This window comes from Nonomuraea marmarensis, from assembly GCF_043197025.1.
Taxonomy (GTDB): Bacteria; Actinomycetota; Actinomycetes; order Streptosporangiales; family Streptosporangiaceae; genus Nonomuraea; species Nonomuraea marmarensis.
Map to the genome: position 1 here is coordinate 74,864 of NZ_JBICRM010000040.1, position 17,537 is coordinate 92,400.

A 17,537-nucleotide genomic window follows, 5' to 3' on the forward strand; every position below is an offset into this window, starting at 1 on the left:
GTCTATCCCACCGTGGCGACGAGCAGGTTCTTGCGGACCTTGCCCGTCGCGTTCCTGGGCAAATTACTCTCGATCTTGAACACGGAGGGGACCTTGTACACCGCGAGCCGCTGACGGCAGAACCGCGCCACGGCGTCGACGCCGAAGGCGGCCTCATCGGCGACAACGACATGGGCGCCATGGCTTTGGGACCGCAGGATCGCGGTGCTCGCCACGCTGGCGCTGATCCGTGAGGGGTGCTTCGAGCCGACGTTCCGCCTGGTGCAGACGTTGCGTCAGGATCCGGAACCGTTGATCCACAAAGCGCTCGGCTGGATGCTGCGGGAGATCGGCCGCCGGGACGAGCCGCTGATGGTGGCCTTCCTCCACCGGCATCTCGACGAGCTCCCGCGCATCACCGTGCGCCATGCGACGGAGCGGCTTGCGCCGACAGAGCGGGCACGGTTCGTGAGGGGTCCACCCAAGGTGAGCCCAAAGCCACAATGGCGAGCGTCCGACCCGAGAGCAGGTGACCGCCAGGGGCGACGCCCGGAGTCTGGCGGCCCACCCGCTCTCGGTGACGGTAGCGGGCTGATCACCCGGCGGGGTGCGCCACCGGCTGCCTGAGCATCGTCTTGGGCTCAGGATCGGTGAGATCGGTCAGGTAGATCTCGTGGTGCAGCCCGTTGCGCACCAGACCGTGCTCGGCCATGAACGCCTCCATCACGTCGAGCGACGCCTTCTCCTCGGTGTAGGGCCCCTCGTGGAGCAACTCCACGCACTCGCCCTCGGCGAAGGTGACGACCTGGACGCGGTCGACGGCCGCGCCGGACGCGCGTGCCTGCTCACGCGCCGCCTCGGCCACCCCGGGCTCGGGTACGTCAGGCAGCGGCAGCAGCAGATGCCACCGCCACTGATCGCGCGGCACCTCCAGCGGCGGCCGAGAGGTGTCCTCCACCCACCAACGGCCCTCCAGCGGCCCTGCGGGGCCGCCCATGGCGGAGGCCACGGCGTAAAGGGCGCCGATAGCCGAGACGTGCTCGGCGCCGCCGGGCTCGCCCATGCCGGTAACGTTGAGGCAGGTGACGGGGTCGCAGTGGACCAATTGCAGTGTCATAGCTCCTCCAAAGGAATCATCAGGTGGGTGATCAGCCGATCGGGCGGGGTGGTTGCCGGGTCGGACACGTACACCTCACGGATCGGGCCGCGGACGGGGAAGAACCGCTCGGCGCACCAGGACAGCAGCGCGTACGCGGTCAGCCCGATCTGGTCGTAGGGGCCGACGTGGGTGGCGCTGGCGAACCGGCCGCCTGGCAGCACGTCGAGCTCGGCCCCCGCCACCGGCTTTTCGCTGACCAAAGCAACGGTGACGGTGACGGGCTCGCCGAGGTCGAGCGGGAACAGGCCGATGAGCTCGGGAGCGGCGGCCGACGGCTCAGCCCGCAGCCTGGCGATGGCAGCCGAGGTGGCCCGGCCGACGTCTGACGGGTCCGCCGCCGTCGCTGCGGCCACCGCCACGCGCCGCGCTGGTTCTGTGACCACCGTGACGGGAGTGGACGGCAGGCCCTCCGCCATGACGCGCTCCAGGGCGGCCAGCGTCGATCGGCGCTTAGCCAGCTCGGCTTCCAGCCGCTCGTGCATCCCCTCCAGGACACCGGCCGTACCGGAAAGCACCTGCGCGATGACGGCGAGCGGGACGTCGAGCGAGCGCAGCAGCCCAATCGACAGCGCATCGCGCGCCTGCTCGTGCCGGTAGTAGCGGTATCCGGTGTGCTCGTCCACGTACGCGGGCACCAGCAGTCCGAGCTGGGCGTAGTGCCGCAGCTGTTTGATGCTCAGCCGACCGAGCCTGGCGAACTGCCCGATCGGCAGCAGCTCCTCGTCCATGCCCCCAGCATGGGGCCTCCCAATGTGGGAGAGTCCAGCCGTGTGCCCTTGATCAGCAGGAACGAAGGCGCTGCGATGGCCTCTGACCAGCTCTATCAGTCCTTTCCGGCCTATATGCTCTGCCCCTCAACAAGAAGATCGCCGCCTCGCTGGAGATCTTCCGCACCCTGGGAGGGCCGGTCAACCCGTTCGCGCGGCCTTGAGCACAGCGGCGGTGGCGACGGCGAGCCGGTGGATGTAATCCCTTGTCGTCGGTGCCGTCCACCAGCAGGCGGCGAAAGCTCAACGGGGCGATGAGGAAGTCAAAGTCGACCCCGTTCTTGCCGGACTTCTTGTCCGCGAAGATCTTCCGGCACCCGGCTGCGGTGAGTGCGTCGATCTGCCGTTCGAGCTTCTGGCCGCCGGTCGATACCCGGGCGTATCCGATCTTGATTTCGGTGCGGACGAGCGGCTCGGCGACGAGGAGGTCCGGGCGGTCGGCCGGTTCGAGGGCGGCCATGGCCCCGGATCATGTCAGAAATCGGTGGTCTGAGGTTGTTGGACACTCCAGGTTTTTGAAGGGCTTCTTGAAGGCCCTGCGGAGGGGAGTGCCACTCGGTGAACAGGTTCTGATCCCACGCGCGGAAGTGGGTGGAGTCGGAGGCGACCGCGGTGGAGTCCTGCCCCCACAGCCCGGCATCACGGGCGGCGAAGGTGGCGTTGGCGATCTCGACCGCGATGGTGCGGGCCATCTCCGGGGTCAGGTAGCGGCGGCGGACGTAGCGCAGGTCCTCCTCCCTGTGGGCGTGCGCGCCGGAGATCATCTGTCGGATGCCGCAGTTGGTGCCGTAGGCGTAGATGACCAGCATGAGCCGTTCGGCGAGCACTTCGGGGCTCATGTGGCCGGTGCCGGTCGCTGCGGTCACCTTGGCCAGGCAGCCGGTGCGCAGGATCGCTTCCTTGAGGATGTCGATCAGGGGGACGGCGCTCCAGCGGCGCGACGTTCACGGCCAGCCAGTCGGTCAGCTTGTCGCCATCGGCAACCGAGCACTCCCGAAAGCCGAGGTGGTCGCGGATCTCGCTGCGATGACGCTCGATCGTCCGACCTGACCAGTCGTACAGGCCAAGCTGCCGGCCGACGTCTTGGCCTGCCTCGCAACGTAGTCGACCACCTCGTCAGGAAACTCCGCCCGCCCGCGCGGGAAGCGCCCGTGCTGCGTGAAGTACTTCAGCAGCAGCGCAAAGGCCAGACGAGTGCCTTCCTGCTTCGCGCTGACCAGGCCGACCTCATCGCTCAGCACAGTCCAGTGGTCGATGAGTTCATCCATGCGAAGCGGCGGACGTTCCATGCCCATAGATCCGCGCCAGGCGCTTCGGCATTTCAGAAGGTCAGGCTAGGAAGCTTCCGGGTTTGGCAGCCCATGGCCCGTTCGGTTGACGGCACCCATGTCCTGTTCCGAAGGCGTGTTCGGGGCCGTGGACGCCGAGGTCGCTGAACGGGATTCAGGATGCGGTGGTGTATCCCGGAATCCGGGCCATGATCCGCTGCAATTCGGCGTCGCTGGAAATGCCCTGGAGGTCGTACCTCGGCGTGTACGGCCGCTCCAGTTGGGTGATCTCCTCAGCTGTCAGCTCGACGTCCAGCGACGCCACGCCCTCGTCGATGTGCCGGGTGGTGTTCGCGCCGACCAGCGGGGCGGTGACGACCGGGTTGGTCCGCAGCCAGGCCAGCGCCACCTGGGCGCGGCTGACGCCCCGGACTTCGGCGACGGCGCCGACGGCGTCGATGATCTGCCGGTCGCTGTCCGGTGTGGAGTAGAGCATGTCGGCGTAGCCGCCGTCGGTCTGTGACCGGGGGGTGGCGGTGTCGTCCCAGGCTCGGGCCAGCCGGCCGCGCGCCAGCGGGCTCCACACGATGGTGCCGACGCCCTCGTCGGCGCACAGCGGGAGCATTTCCCGCTCCTCCTCGCGGGCGAGCAGGTTGTAGTGGTCCTGCATGGACACGAACCGTGCCCAGCCGTTGGCCCGCTGGGTGTGCAGCGCCTTACTGAACTCCCACGCGTGCATGGATGAGGCGCCGAGGTAGCGCACCTTACCGGCCTTGACCAGGTCGTGCAGTGCCTCCAGAGTCTCCTCGAGCGGCGTGCTCGGGTCGTTGCGGTGGATCTGGTACAGGTCCACGTAATCGGTGCCCAGCCGGCGCAGGCTGTGGTCGATCTCGGTCATGATCGCCTTGCGGGACAGGCCCTTGCCGTTGGGGCCCGACCGCATCGGATGCCGCAGCTTGGTCGCGATCACCACGTCGTCGCGGTTCGCGAAGTCGCGCAGCGCTCGGCCGAGGATCTCCTCGCTGGAGCCGTAAGAGTACAAGTTGGCCGTGTCGAAGAAGTTGATGCCCTGCTCCAGGGCGTGCTTGATGAGCGGCCGGGACTGTTCCTCGGGCAGCGACCACACCGGGTGACCGCGGTCGGGCTCGCCGTAGGTCATCGCGCCGATCGCGATCGGGGACACGTCCAGACCGGTGGCGCCGAGCTTCACGTACTCCATCACTGTCTCCGGATCTGCTAGCCTTCACCGAAACGGAGAGGTCTCCGTACGGAGGAGACGCTACCGGAGATGTCTCCGCTTAGCAACCGACCCACACGAAAGGGGTGGTTTGCGCCATGCCGCAGCGAAGTGACGCCCAGCAGAACCGGGAGCGGATCCTCAGCGTCGCGCGGGAGGCGTTGACCGAGGACGGCGACGCCTCACTGAACTCGATCGCCAAGCGCGCCGGCGTCGGCCCGGGCACCCTCTACCGGCACTTCCCCAACCGCGAGTCGTTGGTGCTGGAGGTGTTCCGTGCCGAGGTGCACAAGCTGGCCGACTGGGCGCCCGAGCTGCTGCGCACCGAACCACCGCTCATCGCGTTGCGGCGGTGGTTCCAGCGACTCGCGAGCTACATCGCCATCAAGCGCGGGCTCGGCGACGCGCTCACCGCCGCAACCCACGACGCCGTCACCAACGAAACGTACGGCCCGGTGATCGGCGCGATAGCCGTGATCCTGCGCGCGGGCGAGGCGGACGGCACCATCCGGCCCGACCTCGATCCCGACGACGTGCTGCTGATGATGGGCTGCGTGTGGCGAGTGTCACCCGGCCCGGCCGGTGAGAAGCAGGCCGAACGGCTGCTGGATCTGATCATCGACAGCCTGCGCCGCTGACGGTGAAGCGATCTCAATCCGCGCCACCCCCACCACCGTTCCTTCGGCACGAGCTGATCGTGGAAGGCACTCATGAGGGCCTGGCCGCCGCCCGCGCCCGCGGCGTACGTCTCGGCCGTCCGCCGGTGATGCGCGCCGACCTCGTCGATCATGCCGGCCGCGTCCACCCCTGGGACGTGGGGCAGCGCGATCTTCTCGCTCGACGGTGACAGACCGGCCCGCAGCGCGACATCGACCGGCGAGACCCCGGCGGCTTCGACTCTGACACGTACCTCGCCGGAACCCGCGTGCGGCTCGAACGGACCTACGGTGAGCACTTCAGGGGACCGAACCGGTCGAACCGCACTGCGAACATGATCATCTTTCTGGGTCTGGCCGACGGAGAACGCGTACTACGGTAGGCAGGGAAACGGAGCGGCTGTTTCGGATCAGGGAGAAGTGAGAGGCGGCCGCGGTGCGGCGGCTGGGGGCCTCCTCGATCAGCCGGCCGACGGCTCGTGCAGTCCCGCAGAGACTTCCAGCGCGTGGACGAGAACCGTCGTGCACGAGCGGGCAGTTCCCAGGATCGCTACTTCTTGTGAGGTCCCTGAACTTTCTTACTCGGCCGGGCCATGTCTCGGTGCCGCACGGACGTGCGTGCGTTCGCCTTGTTTCCCGATGAGACTCAGGAACTCGACGGGACCAGCGCTGGTGGCTCCGAACCAGTGCGGGGTGCGCGTGTCGAACTCCGCGGCCTCCCCGGGCTTGAGGATGAGGTCGTGTTCCCCGAGTACAAGGCGGAGCGTTCCGTTGAGGACATAGGCCCAGTCGTAGCCCTCGTGGGTGCGTAGGTCGGGTTCGGCGTCGTCGCTTCCAGTCGGGAGGACGAACTTGTAGGCCTGGATTCCTCCTGGCCTACGGGTCAGCGGCAGGATGACCGAGCCGTCGCTGGAGGGGATGGGACGCAGATTGATGCGGGGGTCGCCGGTCGGCGGCGCATCGACGAGCTCGTCGATTGTGACCCCGTAGGCGCGAGCAAGCGGAAGCAGCTGTTCGAGCGTGGGACGTCGCAGGCCCGCCTCGAGCCGGGACAAGGTGCTGGTGGAGATGCCGGTCTCCGCCGCGAGGTCGGCGAGCGTGACGTCTCGATGCAGCCGAAGGCGTTTCAACCTCGGGCCGACAGCGTCAAGAGTGCGGTCAATGGCTTCATCCACCCCTCCATTTTGCCATTCGGCAACAACGTTTGCACATCCGACTCCCCCATCAGCACCATGAAGAACGAACCGAGGAACGCACCCGAAGAGGGAGTGCACGATCTGTCGGCGCGGGTGAGCCCGGCGGAGCTGTCGGCACGTGGCCGCGACGAGGGCACCGGCTACTGCGGAGAGATCATCGCGAACGAGGAGGACGACCTATGACGCACGGATTCGACAAGGACTTCTGGGAGCAGCACTGGCAACAGGGGGGAGCTGGGGGCCCCGGATCTATGGGCGGCAACCCGCCGAACCCGTACCTCGCTCGTGAGACCAGCGGCCTGACACCGGGCACGGCACTGGATGCGGGGTGCGGCGGCGGTGCCGAGGCGATCTGGCTTGCCTCCCACGGCTGGCACGTCACCGCAGCCGACATCTCGTCCGAGGCCCTTGCTCGCGCTGCCGAGCGCGCGGCGACGAGCGGGGCCCCCGAGCGCTTGCAGTGGGTTGAGGCGGATCTGAGCGTCTGGAGCCCGGGCGCGCAGTTCGACCTGGTCATGACCCACTACGCCCACCCGGCGATGCCTCAGCTGGAGTTCTACGACCGCATCGCCGGATGGGTGGCTGCCGACGGCACGCTGCTCATCGTGGGGCACCTGCACACCCCGGGCGCTACCGGCCACGGGCACCACCCTCCTGCCGAAGCGTCGGCCACCTCCGCGGCCATCACCGCGCGCATGGACGGCATGGAGTGGGAGATCGTCACCGCCGAAGAGCACCTCCGCACGCTCACCGGCCACGGGGACGGAACGGTCCCCCTCCACGATGTCGTCGTGCGCGCCACCCGACGCCGGTAATCACACCATCCGACAGCGCCAGGGCCTGCTGCTCCGGCGCCGATTCCCCTTGCCTTCTTAAAAGGAATCCCATGAGTACGAACCGGTCCTCAGACGCGGGAGCCCCCGACCCGACCATCCAAGATCCACGACAACGACGTACGATCTTGGTCGGGGTCTGCATCGCGCTCATGGCGGTCATCGCTTCGGTGTCCGGGCTGAACGTCGCCCAGCCAGAGCTCACCGTCGCGTTCGACGCCTCGCAAACCGAGGTCTTGTGGTTCATCAACATCTACACCATCAGTCTGGCCGCGTTGCTCCTGCCGCTCGGCGCGATGGGCGACCGGTGGGGCCGCAGGCCGGTGCTGCTCGCAGGCCTGCTCGTCTTCGGAATAGCGAGTGCGGCGGCCGGCCTTGCCACGTCGTCCGAGATCATGCTCGCTGCGCGTTTCCTGAGCGGTGTAGGCGCAGCGATGATCATGCCGGTCACCCTCGCCGTCATCACCTCGACCTTCCCGGACGAGGAGCGCTCCAAGGCGATCGGCGTGTGGACCGGCGTCGCCGGCGGTGGAGGCATCTTGGGGATGTACCTGTCGGCCGTCCTGGTCGACCTGGCGAGCTGGCGGTGGCTCTTCGTCCTGCCGGTCGTGTTCGTCGTCGTCGCCATCATCATGGCGCTGCGATCCATCCCGAACTCGCGCGAGGCATCAGGGCACGGGTTCGACGCCGTCGGTTCGCTGTCGTCCGTGGTCGCGGTGGTCGGGCTCGTCTTCTTCCTCCACGAGGGCCCCGAACGAGGCTGGACCGCGCCCGCGACGCTACTGAGCCTCCTCGTCGGCGTCATCGCCGCTGTCGGATTCGTCGCATGGGAGCTGCGCCGACAGGCTCCACTCCTCGACGTCCGCCTGTTCCGCGAGCGAGGCCTAGCGAGCGGTTCCGTGTCGCTCTTGACGGTCTTCGGCGTGCAGGCAGGGATCTTCGTGGTCCTCTTCCCGTACTTCCAGGCGGTGGTCGGCTGGTCCGGCCTTCGCTCCACCCTGGCGCTCATGCCGATGGCGCTGCTGATGATGTTCGCCTCCGGCCTCGCCCCGCAGGTAGCCGCGCGCATCGGGAGCCGCTCGACGATGGCCTCAGGGATCTTCCTGGGCGGCGCGGGGCTGGTCCTCATGGCCACCTTCGTCTCCGTCGACGGCGGCTACCTCTCCATCCTCCCCGGCATGCTCGCCATGGGACTCGGTATGGGCTTGACGATGACGCCCTCCACCGAGGCCATCACCACCGCCTTGCCGCGTGAGCGTCAAGGTGTCGCGTCCGCGCTCAACGACGTCACCCGGGAGTTCGGCACCGCGCTCGGTGTCGCGCTGCTCGGAGCGGTCCTGACCGCCGGCTACCGCGGCGCCATCGACTCCCGGCTCGACGGAGTGCCGGAGGACGCCGCCGACACCGCCCGCGAGGGCGTCGCCAACGCCCTCGCGGCCGCCGACGGGGTCGGCCCCCAGGCGCAGGCTCTGACCCGAGCCGCCCAAGAGTCCTTCGTCGACGGCTGGCAGCAGGCCATGTGGGCAGGCGCAGTAGCCATGGCGGTCCTGTTCGTCTACGTTCTCGCGCGAGGTCCGCAGCAACGGACCCAGAGGTCCGGTAGCAACAGCCGTGAATCCAACGATGTAGTCGCCGACCTGCGCTGACTCACCGAGGGGAGCGAACGCCAGCCGTTGGGACGAGCTCCATCCAAGCCAAGGCCATCCGTTTCAGCACCCTCACCCGTGCCCTGCAGCTGACCATCACCGAGCGGGATCATCTGTATCGGTTGGCCCGTCTCGTACCGCCGGCGGACGGCGCGATCTCTGACCACATCCCACCCGGCGTTCACCGTGTGCTCACCCGGCTCGGGGACGTCGCGGTCGCTGTGTTCGCGGCGGATTGGCAGCTGATCTGGTGGAATCGCAGTTGGGCTGCGCTGCTGGGCGATTCCTCGTCGTCGCCACCGCAGCTGCGCAATTTCGCCCGTGACAGGTTCCCGGTGGGTGCAGGTCCCGCTCGCCTCGCGCTATGGCCTGTGACCGAACTGGACAGGGACGCCATCGACGTCGCTGTCGTGTCCGACCTGCGCCGCGCCACCGGCCGCTTCCCTCACGACGCGCGCCTGGCAGAGCTGATCCGCGTATTGAGTGCGGGCAACCAACGGTTCGCCGAACTCTGGGCGATGGGTACGGTGGCCGCTCATCGCGAGGACCACAAAACGATCGAGCACCCCTCGGTGGGACCGGTCACGGTGGACTGTGATGTGCTGACAGAGGGTGACTCCGAGTGCAAGATTGTGATCATGACTACCGTGCCCGGTAGCGCGGACGAGACCAAGCTGCGGCTCGCCCTGGTCGCTGGTCCGCCGGTCACCACGAACAGCCCGCAGACGCCGAAAGTAGGGCAGTCCCCCCAACCCGGTCGAGCGGAGAATCAAGTAGTTAGCTGGGGCGCCTGCTAACGGGACTCTTCGTTCGGATGCTCCCTCCGGCCGCAATTTCAACCCTCCCCGGCCAGCGCGTCCGCAGGGACGAGCGGGTTGCCGCCGGCTGAGGTCCAGACATCGAGTTGACGCCAGGTTAGGCCACTGCTGGGGGCTGGCTTGCGATGTCCTGGTCACAAGGTCGCCCGCCCGGCCGTGAGAGCCCATGCTGGCGGTGGCCGCATTCAAGCTGACCGAGATCCCGCTCTAGGCAGAACGCAGTTCCGCTGCCACCGCCCGTTCTCGCAACTGAGCCGCCTCCGCGCGGGCCGCTTCCAGCTCGGCCCGCAGATCCTCAAGCCGCACCCGCTCCACCTTCAGCTCCGCCCGCAACTGGTCGCCTTCCGACCGCAGCGCTGCCCGCAACTGATCGCCCTCCGCTGTCAGGTCCGCCCGCAGCCGGTCATGCTCCTTGACCGCGGCATCGGCCCGAGACTTCTCCCGTGAGACGGCTTTCCGCTCACGGGCGAGCGCCGCGGCGGCCTCCTCCTCGACCTCCGCCACCTTCCCCGCCATCCGCTCCACCTCGGCCGCCGCCCGCGCGGCGTCCTTCAGCGCCACCGCGCGATCGCGCTCGGCCTCCGCGGCGGCCCGCTCGGCCTTGACGGCCCGCTCCACGGCCCGCTCCCGCTCCTGCACCGCCGCCTCCTCCCGCGCCTTCGCGCCGACCACCTCACGCTCGACCCGCTCACGCCCCCGTACGGCGGCCACCGCCTCCTCCCGAGCCCGCTCAGCACCCTCTTCAGCCTGTACGACGAGCGCCCGCGCCTCAGCAACACTCCTGTCGGCCACCCCCTGAGCCTCCGCGACACTCTTCTCGGCCTGGACCCGGACCTCGGCAACAGTCCCTTCTGCCGACTCCACCCGCTCGGCCAGCTCCTGAACCGCCTGATCCCGGGCCTGTTCCGTCAGCTCGACCTGGTGCACCGCCTCCTCGGCCCGCTTCTCGGCCAGATCCGCCCGCCGCTGCGCCTCCTCTGCCGTCTGCAGCGCCTGCCGTTCGGTGCTCGAGGCCTCGCGCAGGGCCGCCAACGCCTGCTCCCGTGCCCGCTCGGCATCGCTCAGCGCGGTCTCCCGCTCGTTCTCCGCCTCTTCGAGCCGCTCCCGCATCTCGGCCGTCTGCCTGCGGGCGTGCTCGGCGGCCTCGCGCGCCAGGCGTACCTGCTCGAACGCCTGCTCACGCTCAGTACGCGCTATGGCGATGCGAGTGTGCGCCTCAGCCTGCACCGCGCTCAGCTTCGCCTCGACGCCGGCCGGGCTCAGCTCATCGGCCAACGCCCGAGCCAGCGGTTCGATGGCCGCGGTCAGCCCGCTCTCCATCCGGTCGTACAACTGCTCGGCCCTGGCCAGCGCCCCTTCCAGCCCGGGCGTGGCACGGCGGAACTCCCGCTCCCGCTTGGCAGCCGCCTGACAGTCCTTCTCCGGACAGTACGCCTTGGGCCGCCCTCTCCCCCGCCGCTGCTCGATCGGCGCCCCACAGTGCTTACAAGGCGTCACCACGCTGTTCTCTGCAGTCACACCAGCAGTCTAGCATTTCGATTTTCTAGAAAATAAAATTCAAAAATCCAAATCTGTTGCGCCACGATGAGACTGCACCAACTTGCGAGAAGGCAGGATTCCCGCAAGTTGGAACCGCTGGAGGAGATCTTCGGGTAAGCCAAGTGAGACTGGTCCCGCAAACCGAACACACCTCCTACATCCGAGTGATCGCCGAGACGATTCGCCGACGCGACGGCGTGAACCTCATCGGCTACGCGACGTCCGGCTACGACGATGAGGGCAGCGCCTTCCGAGATCCAGTCCGCCTCGGGGGCAGCCAGGATCAGACCGTCGACCGTGACCGGGACCAGCCGGGCCGCCACGCCGGATTCGCTCTGCAACCGCACGGGCCCGTTTGGAGTCGTGATCACGTGGCCGGGAAAGGATTGGACGGGATGATGCTCGGGCTTGTAGCTTGCAGTCGACCGTGACACCGCCCGAGGAGGTGAGACCCATGAACGCTGTATCGATGTGGGTGCTCCCCCTTCCCGTCACGGTCGGGCGATTGAGGTAGGTGTCGCCGGGAGCGCCTCGCCAACAAGGCACTCCCGAAAGGCAACACCTATGCACTCTCAGCAGGTCACCGCCGAGCCGCCGTCGAACGACAGGGTCGAGCGTGACTCCACGGTGGGCGACGTCCCCGGAGTTCTCTGGTCGCCGGCCTCCGGCGCCGATCGCGCGCCCCTCATCTTCGATGTGATCATTGCCGGGTGCGGGCCGACCGGTGCGATGCTGGCCGCCGAACTGCGGCTGCACGATGTGCGGGTACTCGTTCTGGAGAAGGAAACCGAGCCCGCGTCGTTCGTCCGCATAGTCGGTCTGCATATTCGCAGTCTCGAGCTGATGGCGATGCGCGGACTGCTGGATCGCATTCTTCAGCATGGAAGACAGCGTCCGGCCGGCGGTTTCTTCGCCGCCATCCCCAAACCCGCGCCCGAGGGCCTGGATTCCGCGTACGCCTATCTGCTGGGCATCCCGCAGCCGGTCATCGAACATCTGCTCGAAGAACATGCGATCGAACTGGGTGCGCAGGTCCGGCGCGGTTGCGCGGTCGCCGGTTTCGAGCAGGACGACGAGGGTGTGACCGTCGAGCTGGCCGACGGGGAACAGCTGCGTTCGCGCTACCTCGTCGGCTGTGACGGCGGGCGCAGTACGGTGCGTAAACTGCTCGGTGTCGGCTTCCCCGGCGAGCCCTCGCGGACCGAGACGCTGATGGGCGAGATGGAAGTGGGTGTGCCGCAGGAGGAGATCGCCGCCAAGGTGACCGAAATCCGCGAGACCCATCAGCGATTCTGGCTCCGGCCCTTCGGCGAAGGGGTCTATAGCGTCGTAGTCCCCGCCGCGGGAGTTAGCGACCGCGCGGAACCGCCCACCCTCGAGGATTTCAAACAACAGTTGCGCACCATCGCCGGAACCGATTTCGGCGTGCACTCCCCGCGCTGGATGTCCCGCTTCGGGGATGCCACCCGGCTAGCCGAACGTTATCGGGTCGGGCGGGTGCTACTGGCCGGCGATGCGGCACACATCCATCCACCCACCGGCGGACAGGGCCTCAACCTGGGCGTTCAGGACGCATTCAACCTCGGCTGGAAACTGGCCGCACAGATCCGCGGCTGGGCGCCGGAAACACTGCTGGACACCTATCAGGCCGAACGTCATCCGGTCGCCGAGGACGTGCTGGACAACACCCGCGCCCAGATGGAACTGCAGTCCACCGAACCGGGTCCGCAGGCCGTGCGCAGGCTGCTCACCGAACTGATGGACTTCGACGAGGTGAACCGCTATCTGATCGAGAAGATCACCGCGATCGGCATCCGCTACGACTTCGGCGAAGGCCCCGACCTGCTCGGCCGCCGCCTGCGCGACATCGACGTGAAACAGGGCCACCTCTACGGTCTGCTGCATCGCGGCCGCGGCCTGCTGCTGGACCGCACCGAACGCCTGACCGTCGGCGGCTGGTCAGACCGGGTCGATTACCTCGCGGATCCCACTGCGGTACTGGATGTTCCGTGCGTCCTGCTACGCCCCGACGGCCACGTCGCCTGGATCGGCGACGATCAGCAGGACCTCGACGACCACCTCTCCCGCTGGTTCGGCAAGCCCGCCAACTGATTTCGCCTGAGCAACCGAAAAGGCCCGTGAGGAGGATCGGAACGGCCAGTAGCGACTGACCATCGGAAGGCTGGAGGCGGCATCAGCCGTGGTGCTCTGGCGCCAGGGTCGGCCTGCGAGGAGGGCTAGCCCCGTTTTCCGCACGTTGAGGTGAGTCAAGATCTATGAGTTTGCCGTGCTGATCGTTGCGCGGTATGACCTGGGCTCGTGAGACAGCGTGCGCAGTGGAGTCAGGCCAGTGTCGAGAAGATGCTCGGGGCGTTGCCGGTCATCGCGGGGTTCTGCTCGCGGTTGCGGATCCGGGAGCTGGTGGACGCGGCCTGCCCGGTACGCGATACCGCGGAGTTGACCCATGGGCAGGTGATCGAGGTGCTGGTGGCCAACCGGCTGACCTCGCCGGCTCCGCTGGTGCACGTGCAAGAGTGGGCGCACGCCTGGGCCGTGGGTGAGGCGTTCGGAGTGGAGCCCGAGCTGCTCAACGATGACCGGATCGGCCGCGCTTTGGACGCGATCGCCCCGCACCTGGATCAGTTGGCCGGCTCGGTCGGGCTGGCCGCGATCGAGGCGTTCGGCGTGGATGTGTCGCGCCTGCATTGGGATCTGACCTCGATCTCTTTGCAGGGCGACTACGAGCAGGCCGAGCCCGGCTTCGCGACACCGAAGTTCGGCCATGCCAAGGACCGGCGGCCGGATCTGAAGCAGATCCAGGCCGGGCTCGCGGTCAGCTCCGATGGGGCGATCCCGGTCTTTCACCGCTCCTATGACGGCGGGGCCGGTGAGGTCGGCCAGGTCATACCGGCAATGCAGGCGCTGCAACGGCTGGCCGGCCCGCAACCGATGCTGATGATCGGCGATTCGAAGCTGATCTCGTATGCCAACCTGGCCGCCATGGAAGCTGAGAGCGTGGCCTTCATCGCTCCGGCCTCCAAGATCTACGTGCCGGCCGAGGTGCTGGCCGAACAGCGGCTCGACCAGGCCCACGCGGTGGACTACGTCGCCGCCCGCGACGCCGGCAAGCCCGCCGAGCGGCGCGGCGCCTGGCACGTGAGCGAGGATGACATGACGCTGGCCGGGCCGCGCAAGAAAGACCCCATCCTGGCGTTACGGCGGATCTTCGTGCACTCCTCGGCCCGCGCCCAGGCCGCCGTCAGCGCCCGGGCCAAGAAACTCGATCGGGCCCGCGACGACCTGGCCCGGCTGGAACGCGGCCTGGGCGGCCGCCACTACCCCACCGAGCAAGCGGTTACCGACCGCATCACCGCGATCGGCCGCGCCCGCCGGGTGAGCGCCTACCTGATCGCCGAGACCGGCACCGATGAGGTGACCGGAAAACCCACCCTGGCCTGGCACTTCGACGCCCACGCCCTGGACGCCGAGGCCGCCACCGACGGCTGGTACGCCCTGCTCACCAATCTGCCGGCCGAGACCGCCGACGCCGCGCAGATCCTGCGCCACTACAAAGGCCAAGAAGCCGTCGAGCGCCGCCACCAGGCCTTCAAAGGCCCCCTGGCCGTCACCAACCTGTACCTGAAGAACAGCCGCCGCATCAACGCCCTGATCACCGTCATCTGCCTGGCCCTACTCATCTTCTGCCTGATCGAACGACAAGTCCGCCAGGCACTGACCACCCAGAACGAGACCAAGGTCGACGGCTTGTACGCCGGCCGGCCCGCCATCCCCACCGGCAAGCTCATCCTCGACGCACTGGCCGGCATCCGGCTGATCCCGGGCACCGGCCAATCACCCCCGACCATCCCGCAACCCACCGACCTCCAACTCCATCTCCTGGACCTCCTCGACATCGATCCACGAGACCTCCGCTGAAGATCACTCACATGCGGAAAACGGGGCTAGCCTCCGAGTGACGACCGGAAGACGGCGGAAGAGCACCGCGGGGTGGATCGGCGCAGGCGGCCGTGCGTTCTGGAGGCGCTGTCCCACATCCGCGACGGGGACATGCTGACCGTCCAGGAGGTCGACCGGGTCGGCCGCAACCTCCTGGAAGGGCTGATCGTTCTCAACGACCTGTTCCAGCGCGGCATCGCCGTCAAGGTGCTGGAGGGCATAGCGGCCGGCGAGCACACCGAGCGCTCCCTGATCCTGGATCTGGCCCTGGCCTTGTCGGAGGACCGGCGCCGCGACATCGTCCGCAAGACCAAGAACGGCCTGGAGGCGGCTCGCCGCCGCGGCCGGGTCGGCGGCCGCCGACCCGTGGTCGATGACGACAAGCGCGCCGCGATCCTGGCCCGCCGCGAGCGCGGAGAATCCATCCGCACCATCGCCGCCGAGGTGAAGGTCTCGGTCGGCGTCGTGCACAAGACTCTGACCGAGACCCGGGCGGAGGCCGAGCGGGTACAGCGGTGACGGCCAGGCCGCCGAGCCGTCAGCGCGGGTTGGTCAGCGTGCGTTGTCGGGCGTGCAGACGAGCCATCGACCGTTCGCAGCAGGTTGAATCTCCACCGCGCGGAAGTCGATGACTTCCAGCAGCAGCTCGATGAACTGCTGAACCGTCCGGTAGCGCTTGACCACCTCGGCCCGCAACGCCGCGGCCGCGTCGTCGTCGGTCTCGGGCACGAAGGATGCGATCACCTCGACCGCCGCAGTCAACTTCTGGCGCGGCACCACCCGCTCGATCTCGTTCCACACCTCCGCCAGCGAAACGAGGCGGTCTTCGGTCGCCTGCGGCTCGCTCATCAAGATCTCCATCGCCGAGGCGACGTGCCGCGCCGCCGCCGGGCGCCGCTTGCCCGCCACCACCGCCCGCGCCTTGGCATCCAGGCGGAAGAACTGCTCCAGCTCTCCGACCGTCACCTCACCACGAAACCGCCGATACCGCGCGACCTGCTCATCCGACAAGAAATCAACTGGCATGTCCAGGAACGTAGAGCCCCGCCAACCGCACCAAGCCCGCCGTCACCGAACCGTCGTCAGCCCCCGCCGGACTACCGCCAAAATCCGGTCCGATCCTCCTCGCGGGCCGGTCCGAGGCTTGCGGCTGGCGGCCCAGCCAGCACCTTGATCCTGATCGCCAGCCCGGCGAACTCGCTCACCAGGACCCGCTGGGCGTACGGCCGGAGGAGGTTGTGCCCGAGCCGGATCGGGTGGCCGACTGGATTCAGCACCTCATCGAGCCGACGCGGCCGTTCAGCTCCAAAGGGGTTCCGGACTGAAGAAATTTCCAACGGATATACCGCTGACCTGCGATAACGAAGTTTTTCGCGGCTGAGGTTTCGGTTGGGTTACGGTGTTGGCCGTGGTCGTACCGGGGGTTTCTGGTGACGGACAGCCGTTGGCGCTGAGAATGATCACGCGCTGAAGCACCTACTCCATCCCATGGAGTACCGGGGCGGAGGCGTCCCCGTCGTTATCTTGGGTGACTCTAAGTAGTCAGCCATGTCAGGTAAGTAAGGTTGGCGCGTACTTGCCTCACGAGTAGGGGTGTGAGTAGTTGGCGTACAGGAAATCCCGGTGAGAACGATCTTGCTGGGATTCCCCTACCTCGTGGGGGCTTCGAGCTGGCGGGGCACGGTGCCTGCGCGCAGTTCTCGTATGTCGGGGATGTGGTTGTAGAGGGTGCCCGGGGAGACGCCCAGCAGCTTGGCGATCGAGGTGATCGAGCGGCCGGGGTCGGGCAGTAGATCGCGAGCGGCGCGGATGACTTCCTCGGTGGCGACGCTGGGGCGCCCGCCGACCCGTCCGCGCTCGCGGGCGGCGGCCAGGCCCTCGTTGGTGCCGATGACGATGAGTTCGCGAATGAACTCGGCGAGCGCGGCGAAGACGTGGAAGACGAGCCGGCCGCCGGGCGTGGTGGTGTCCAGGTTCTCGTGCAGCGAGGTGAAGCCGATCCCGCGTTCGCGCAGCTCGGCGACCATGTTGATGAGGTCCTGAAGACTGCGGCCGTAGCGGTCCAGGCTCGGGACGATTAGGGTGTCGCCGGGGTCGAGGAAGGCGTGGCACGCCTTCAGCTCGGGGCGGAGCGCGTTCTTGCCGGATTTCTTGTCCGCGAAGATCTTCCGGCACCCGGCGGTGGTGAGTGCGTCGAGCTGTCGTTCCAGCTTCTGCCCACTGGTCGAGACTCGCGCGTATCCGATCTTGATCTCGGTGCGGACGAGCGGTTCGGCGACGAGGAGGCCCGGCCCATCGGCCGGTTCAGGGGCGGTTATGGCCCCGGATCATGTCAGAAAACGGTGGTCCGGAGTTTGGGGTGCCCCGATCTTTCCGGACACGGACCCAAGTAGGGTTTACGTGACACCCGGAAGGCAAGGTAGTGGCGAAGAGGCCGAGGCATTACTCTCCCGAATTGCGGGCCGAAGTCGTTAAGTACGTC

General features: G+C 67.8%; 22 protein-coding genes and 2 pseudogenes. 10 read left to right on the forward strand and 14 right to left on the reverse strand.

Annotation, left to right across the window (positions count from 1 at the left end):
• Window positions 1-2: 2 nt before the first annotated feature.
• Entirely contained in the window at window positions 3-215 is a 213-nt protein-coding gene (locus ACFLIM_RS42525; RefSeq protein ID WP_393175084.1) for a hypothetical protein, read from the reverse strand.
• On the opposite strand from ACFLIM_RS42525, the gene ACFLIM_RS42530 reads away from it, so the two are divergent.
• A complete protein-coding gene (locus ACFLIM_RS42530; RefSeq protein ID WP_393175086.1) occupies window positions 205-606 on the forward strand; it encodes a DNA alkylation repair protein in 402 nt (133 codons plus the stop codon). The genes ACFLIM_RS42525 and ACFLIM_RS42530 overlap by 11 nt on opposite strands.
• Here the strand turns inward: ACFLIM_RS42530 and ACFLIM_RS42535 are convergent.
• The 6 genes and pseudogenes from ACFLIM_RS42535 to ACFLIM_RS42560 form a co-directional block, all read right to left on the reverse strand.
• Complete coding sequence (locus tag ACFLIM_RS42535) at window positions 575-1,096, reverse strand: hypothetical protein (protein ID WP_393175088.1); 522 nt, start codon at window positions 1,094-1,096, stop codon at window positions 575-577. The two genes, ACFLIM_RS42530 and ACFLIM_RS42535, sit on opposite strands and share 32 nt — an antisense overlap.
• Window positions 1,093-1,866: a MerR family transcriptional regulator gene (locus tag ACFLIM_RS42540; protein WP_393175090.1), complete on the reverse strand. Its 774-nt coding sequence runs from the start codon at window positions 1,864-1,866 to the stop codon at window positions 1,093-1,095. The genes ACFLIM_RS42535 and ACFLIM_RS42540 overlap by 4 nt, the downstream gene beginning before the upstream one ends.
• 52 nt (window positions 1,867-1,918) lie before the next feature.
• On the reverse strand, window positions 1,919-2,365 hold the full coding sequence (locus tag ACFLIM_RS42545) for a recombinase family protein (RefSeq protein ID WP_393175092.1): 447 nt from the start codon (window positions 2,363-2,365) through the stop codon (window positions 1,919-1,921).
• Window positions 2,366-2,462: 97 nt separating this feature from the next.
• Window positions 2,463-2,822: pseudogene (locus ACFLIM_RS42550) on the reverse strand (Tn3 family transposase); the annotation flags it as partial.
• A 45-nt stretch (window positions 2,823-2,867) separates the two neighbouring features.
• On the reverse strand, window positions 2,868-3,173 hold the full coding sequence (locus ACFLIM_RS42555; protein ID WP_393175094.1) for a DUF4158 domain-containing protein: 306 nt from the start codon (window positions 3,171-3,173) through the stop codon (window positions 2,868-2,870).
• Window positions 3,174-3,348: 175 nt separating this feature from the next.
• Window positions 3,349-4,392, reverse strand: coding sequence for an aldo/keto reductase (locus ACFLIM_RS42560; RefSeq protein ID WP_393175096.1), 1,044 nt, complete (start codon window positions 4,390-4,392; stop codon window positions 3,349-3,351).
• 116 nt (window positions 4,393-4,508) lie between these two features.
• Here ACFLIM_RS42560 and ACFLIM_RS42565 point away from each other — a divergent pair, with 116 nt between their 5' ends.
• Window positions 4,509-5,048, forward strand: a complete 540-nt coding sequence (locus tag ACFLIM_RS42565) for a TetR/AcrR family transcriptional regulator (RefSeq protein WP_393175098.1) — start codon at window positions 4,509-4,511, stop codon at window positions 5,046-5,048.
• Between the two features lie 59 nt (window positions 5,049-5,107).
• Window positions 5,108-5,257 (forward strand): hypothetical protein, encoded by a 150-nt coding sequence (locus ACFLIM_RS42570; protein ID WP_393175126.1) that lies wholly within the window; start codon window positions 5,108-5,110, stop codon window positions 5,255-5,257.
• Here ACFLIM_RS42570 and ACFLIM_RS42575 read toward each other — a convergent pair.
• Together ACFLIM_RS42575 and ACFLIM_RS42580 are read right to left on the reverse strand one after the other, a co-directional pair.
• Window positions 5,228-5,365, reverse strand: a pseudogene (locus tag ACFLIM_RS42575) (NADP-dependent oxidoreductase); the annotation flags it as partial. The gene ACFLIM_RS42570 and the pseudogene ACFLIM_RS42575 sit on opposite strands and share 30 nt — an antisense overlap.
• A gap of 279 nt (window positions 5,366-5,644) precedes the next feature.
• A complete protein-coding gene (locus tag ACFLIM_RS42580) occupies window positions 5,645-6,241 on the reverse strand; it encodes a helix-turn-helix domain-containing protein (protein WP_393175100.1) in 597 nt (198 codons plus the stop codon).
• 57 nt (window positions 6,242-6,298) lie between these two features.
• On the opposite strand from ACFLIM_RS42580, the gene ACFLIM_RS42585 reads away from it, so the two are divergent.
• The 4 genes from ACFLIM_RS42585 (at window position 6,299) to ACFLIM_RS42600 (ending at window position 9,538) form a co-directional block, all read left to right on the forward strand.
• The gene (locus ACFLIM_RS42585; RefSeq protein WP_393175102.1) at window positions 6,299-6,445 is read left to right on the forward strand and encodes a hypothetical protein; all 147 of its coding nucleotides are present in this window, start codon (window positions 6,299-6,301) and stop codon (window positions 6,443-6,445) included.
• Window positions 6,442-7,077, forward strand: coding sequence for a class I SAM-dependent methyltransferase (locus ACFLIM_RS42590; protein ID WP_393175104.1), 636 nt, complete (start codon window positions 6,442-6,444; stop codon window positions 7,075-7,077). Before ACFLIM_RS42585 ends, ACFLIM_RS42590 begins: the two co-directional genes overlap by 4 nt.
• Before the next feature lie 71 nt (window positions 7,078-7,148).
• Window positions 7,149-8,741: an MFS transporter gene (locus ACFLIM_RS42595; RefSeq protein ID WP_393175106.1), complete on the forward strand. Its 1,593-nt coding sequence runs from the start codon at window positions 7,149-7,151 to the stop codon at window positions 8,739-8,741.
• A gap of 122 nt (window positions 8,742-8,863) precedes the next feature.
• Window positions 8,864-9,538 (forward strand): MmyB family transcriptional regulator, encoded by a 675-nt coding sequence (locus tag ACFLIM_RS42600; protein ID WP_393175108.1) that lies wholly within the window; start codon window positions 8,864-8,866, stop codon window positions 9,536-9,538.
• Window positions 9,539-9,766: 228 nt separating this feature from the next.
• Here ACFLIM_RS42600 and ACFLIM_RS42605 read toward each other — a convergent pair whose 3' ends face one another.
• Window positions 9,767-11,077, reverse strand: coding sequence for a hypothetical protein (locus tag ACFLIM_RS42605; RefSeq protein ID WP_393175110.1), 1,311 nt, complete (start codon window positions 11,075-11,077; stop codon window positions 9,767-9,769).
• The gene (locus ACFLIM_RS42610; RefSeq protein WP_393175112.1) at window positions 11,074-11,445 is read right to left on the reverse strand and encodes a hypothetical protein; all 372 of its coding nucleotides are present in this window, start codon (window positions 11,443-11,445) and stop codon (window positions 11,074-11,076) included. Before ACFLIM_RS42610 ends, ACFLIM_RS42605 begins: the two co-directional genes overlap by 4 nt.
• A 340-nt stretch (window positions 11,446-11,785) precedes the next feature.
• On the opposite strand from ACFLIM_RS42610, the gene rox reads away from it, so the two are divergent.
• The 3 genes from rox to ACFLIM_RS42625 all read left to right on the forward strand — a co-directional run bounded on the left by rox (window position 11,786) and on the right by ACFLIM_RS42625 (window position 15,574).
• On the forward strand, window positions 11,786-13,210 hold the full coding sequence (gene rox, locus ACFLIM_RS42615; RefSeq protein WP_393175122.1) for a rifampin monooxygenase: 1,425 nt from the start codon (window positions 11,786-11,788) through the stop codon (window positions 13,208-13,210).
• Window positions 13,211-13,417: 207 nt separating this feature from the next.
• Complete coding sequence (locus ACFLIM_RS42620; protein ID WP_393175114.1) at window positions 13,418-15,034, forward strand: IS1634 family transposase; 1,617 nt, start codon at window positions 13,418-13,420, stop codon at window positions 15,032-15,034.
• 72 nt (window positions 15,035-15,106) lie between these two features.
• Entirely contained in the window at window positions 15,107-15,574 is a 468-nt protein-coding gene (locus ACFLIM_RS42625) for a recombinase family protein (RefSeq protein WP_393175116.1), read from the forward strand.
• A gap of 33 nt (window positions 15,575-15,607) precedes the next feature.
• Here the strand turns inward: ACFLIM_RS42625 and ACFLIM_RS42630 are convergent, their stop codons facing one another.
• The 3 genes from ACFLIM_RS42630 to ACFLIM_RS42640 all read right to left on the reverse strand — a co-directional run bounded on the left by ACFLIM_RS42630 (window position 15,608) and on the right by ACFLIM_RS42640 (window position 17,373).
• Window positions 15,608-16,066, reverse strand: coding sequence for a hypothetical protein (locus tag ACFLIM_RS42630; protein WP_393175118.1), 459 nt, complete (start codon window positions 16,064-16,066; stop codon window positions 15,608-15,610).
• Window positions 16,067-16,152: 86 nt separating this feature from the next.
• Complete coding sequence (locus ACFLIM_RS42635; RefSeq protein ID WP_393175120.1) at window positions 16,153-16,332, reverse strand: hypothetical protein; 180 nt, start codon at window positions 16,330-16,332, stop codon at window positions 16,153-16,155.
• Between the two features lie 372 nt (window positions 16,333-16,704).
• Window positions 16,705-17,373, reverse strand: coding sequence for a recombinase family protein (locus ACFLIM_RS42640; protein WP_393175124.1), 669 nt, complete (start codon window positions 17,371-17,373; stop codon window positions 16,705-16,707).
• Window positions 17,374-17,537 lie beyond the last annotated feature (164 nt).

What these genes read in the sequence shown, in the direction of transcription:
- ACFLIM_RS42535 (WP_393175088.1), bottom strand. Translation starts at nt 1,096, where the DNA reads ATGACACTGCAATTGGTCCACTGCGACCCCGTCACCTGCCTCAACGTT.
- ACFLIM_RS42555 (WP_393175094.1), bottom strand. Translation starts at nt 3,173, where the DNA reads ATGGATGAACTCATCGACCACTGGACTGTGCTGAGCGATGAGGTCGGC.
- ACFLIM_RS42595 (WP_393175106.1), top strand. Translation starts at nt 7,149, where the DNA reads ATGAGTACGAACCGGTCCTCAGACGCGGGAGCCCCCGACCCGACCATC.
- ACFLIM_RS42585 (WP_393175102.1), top strand. Translation starts at nt 6,299, where the DNA reads ATGAAGAACGAACCGAGGAACGCACCCGAAGAGGGAGTGCACGATCTG.
- ACFLIM_RS42565 (WP_393175098.1), top strand. Translation starts at nt 4,509, where the DNA reads ATGCCGCAGCGAAGTGACGCCCAGCAGAACCGGGAGCGGATCCTCAGC.
- ACFLIM_RS42560 (WP_393175096.1), bottom strand. Translation starts at nt 4,392, where the DNA reads ATGGAGTACGTGAAGCTCGGCGCCACCGGTCTGGACGTGTCCCCGATC.
- ACFLIM_RS42540 (WP_393175090.1), bottom strand. Translation starts at nt 1,866, where the DNA reads ATGGACGAGGAGCTGCTGCCGATCGGGCAGTTCGCCAGGCTCGGTCGG.
- ACFLIM_RS42545 (WP_393175092.1), bottom strand. Translation starts at nt 2,365, where the DNA reads ATGGCCGCCCTCGAACCGGCCGACCGCCCGGACCTCCTCGTCGCCGAG.
- ACFLIM_RS42590 (WP_393175104.1), top strand. Translation starts at nt 6,442, where the DNA reads ATGACGCACGGATTCGACAAGGACTTCTGGGAGCAGCACTGGCAACAG.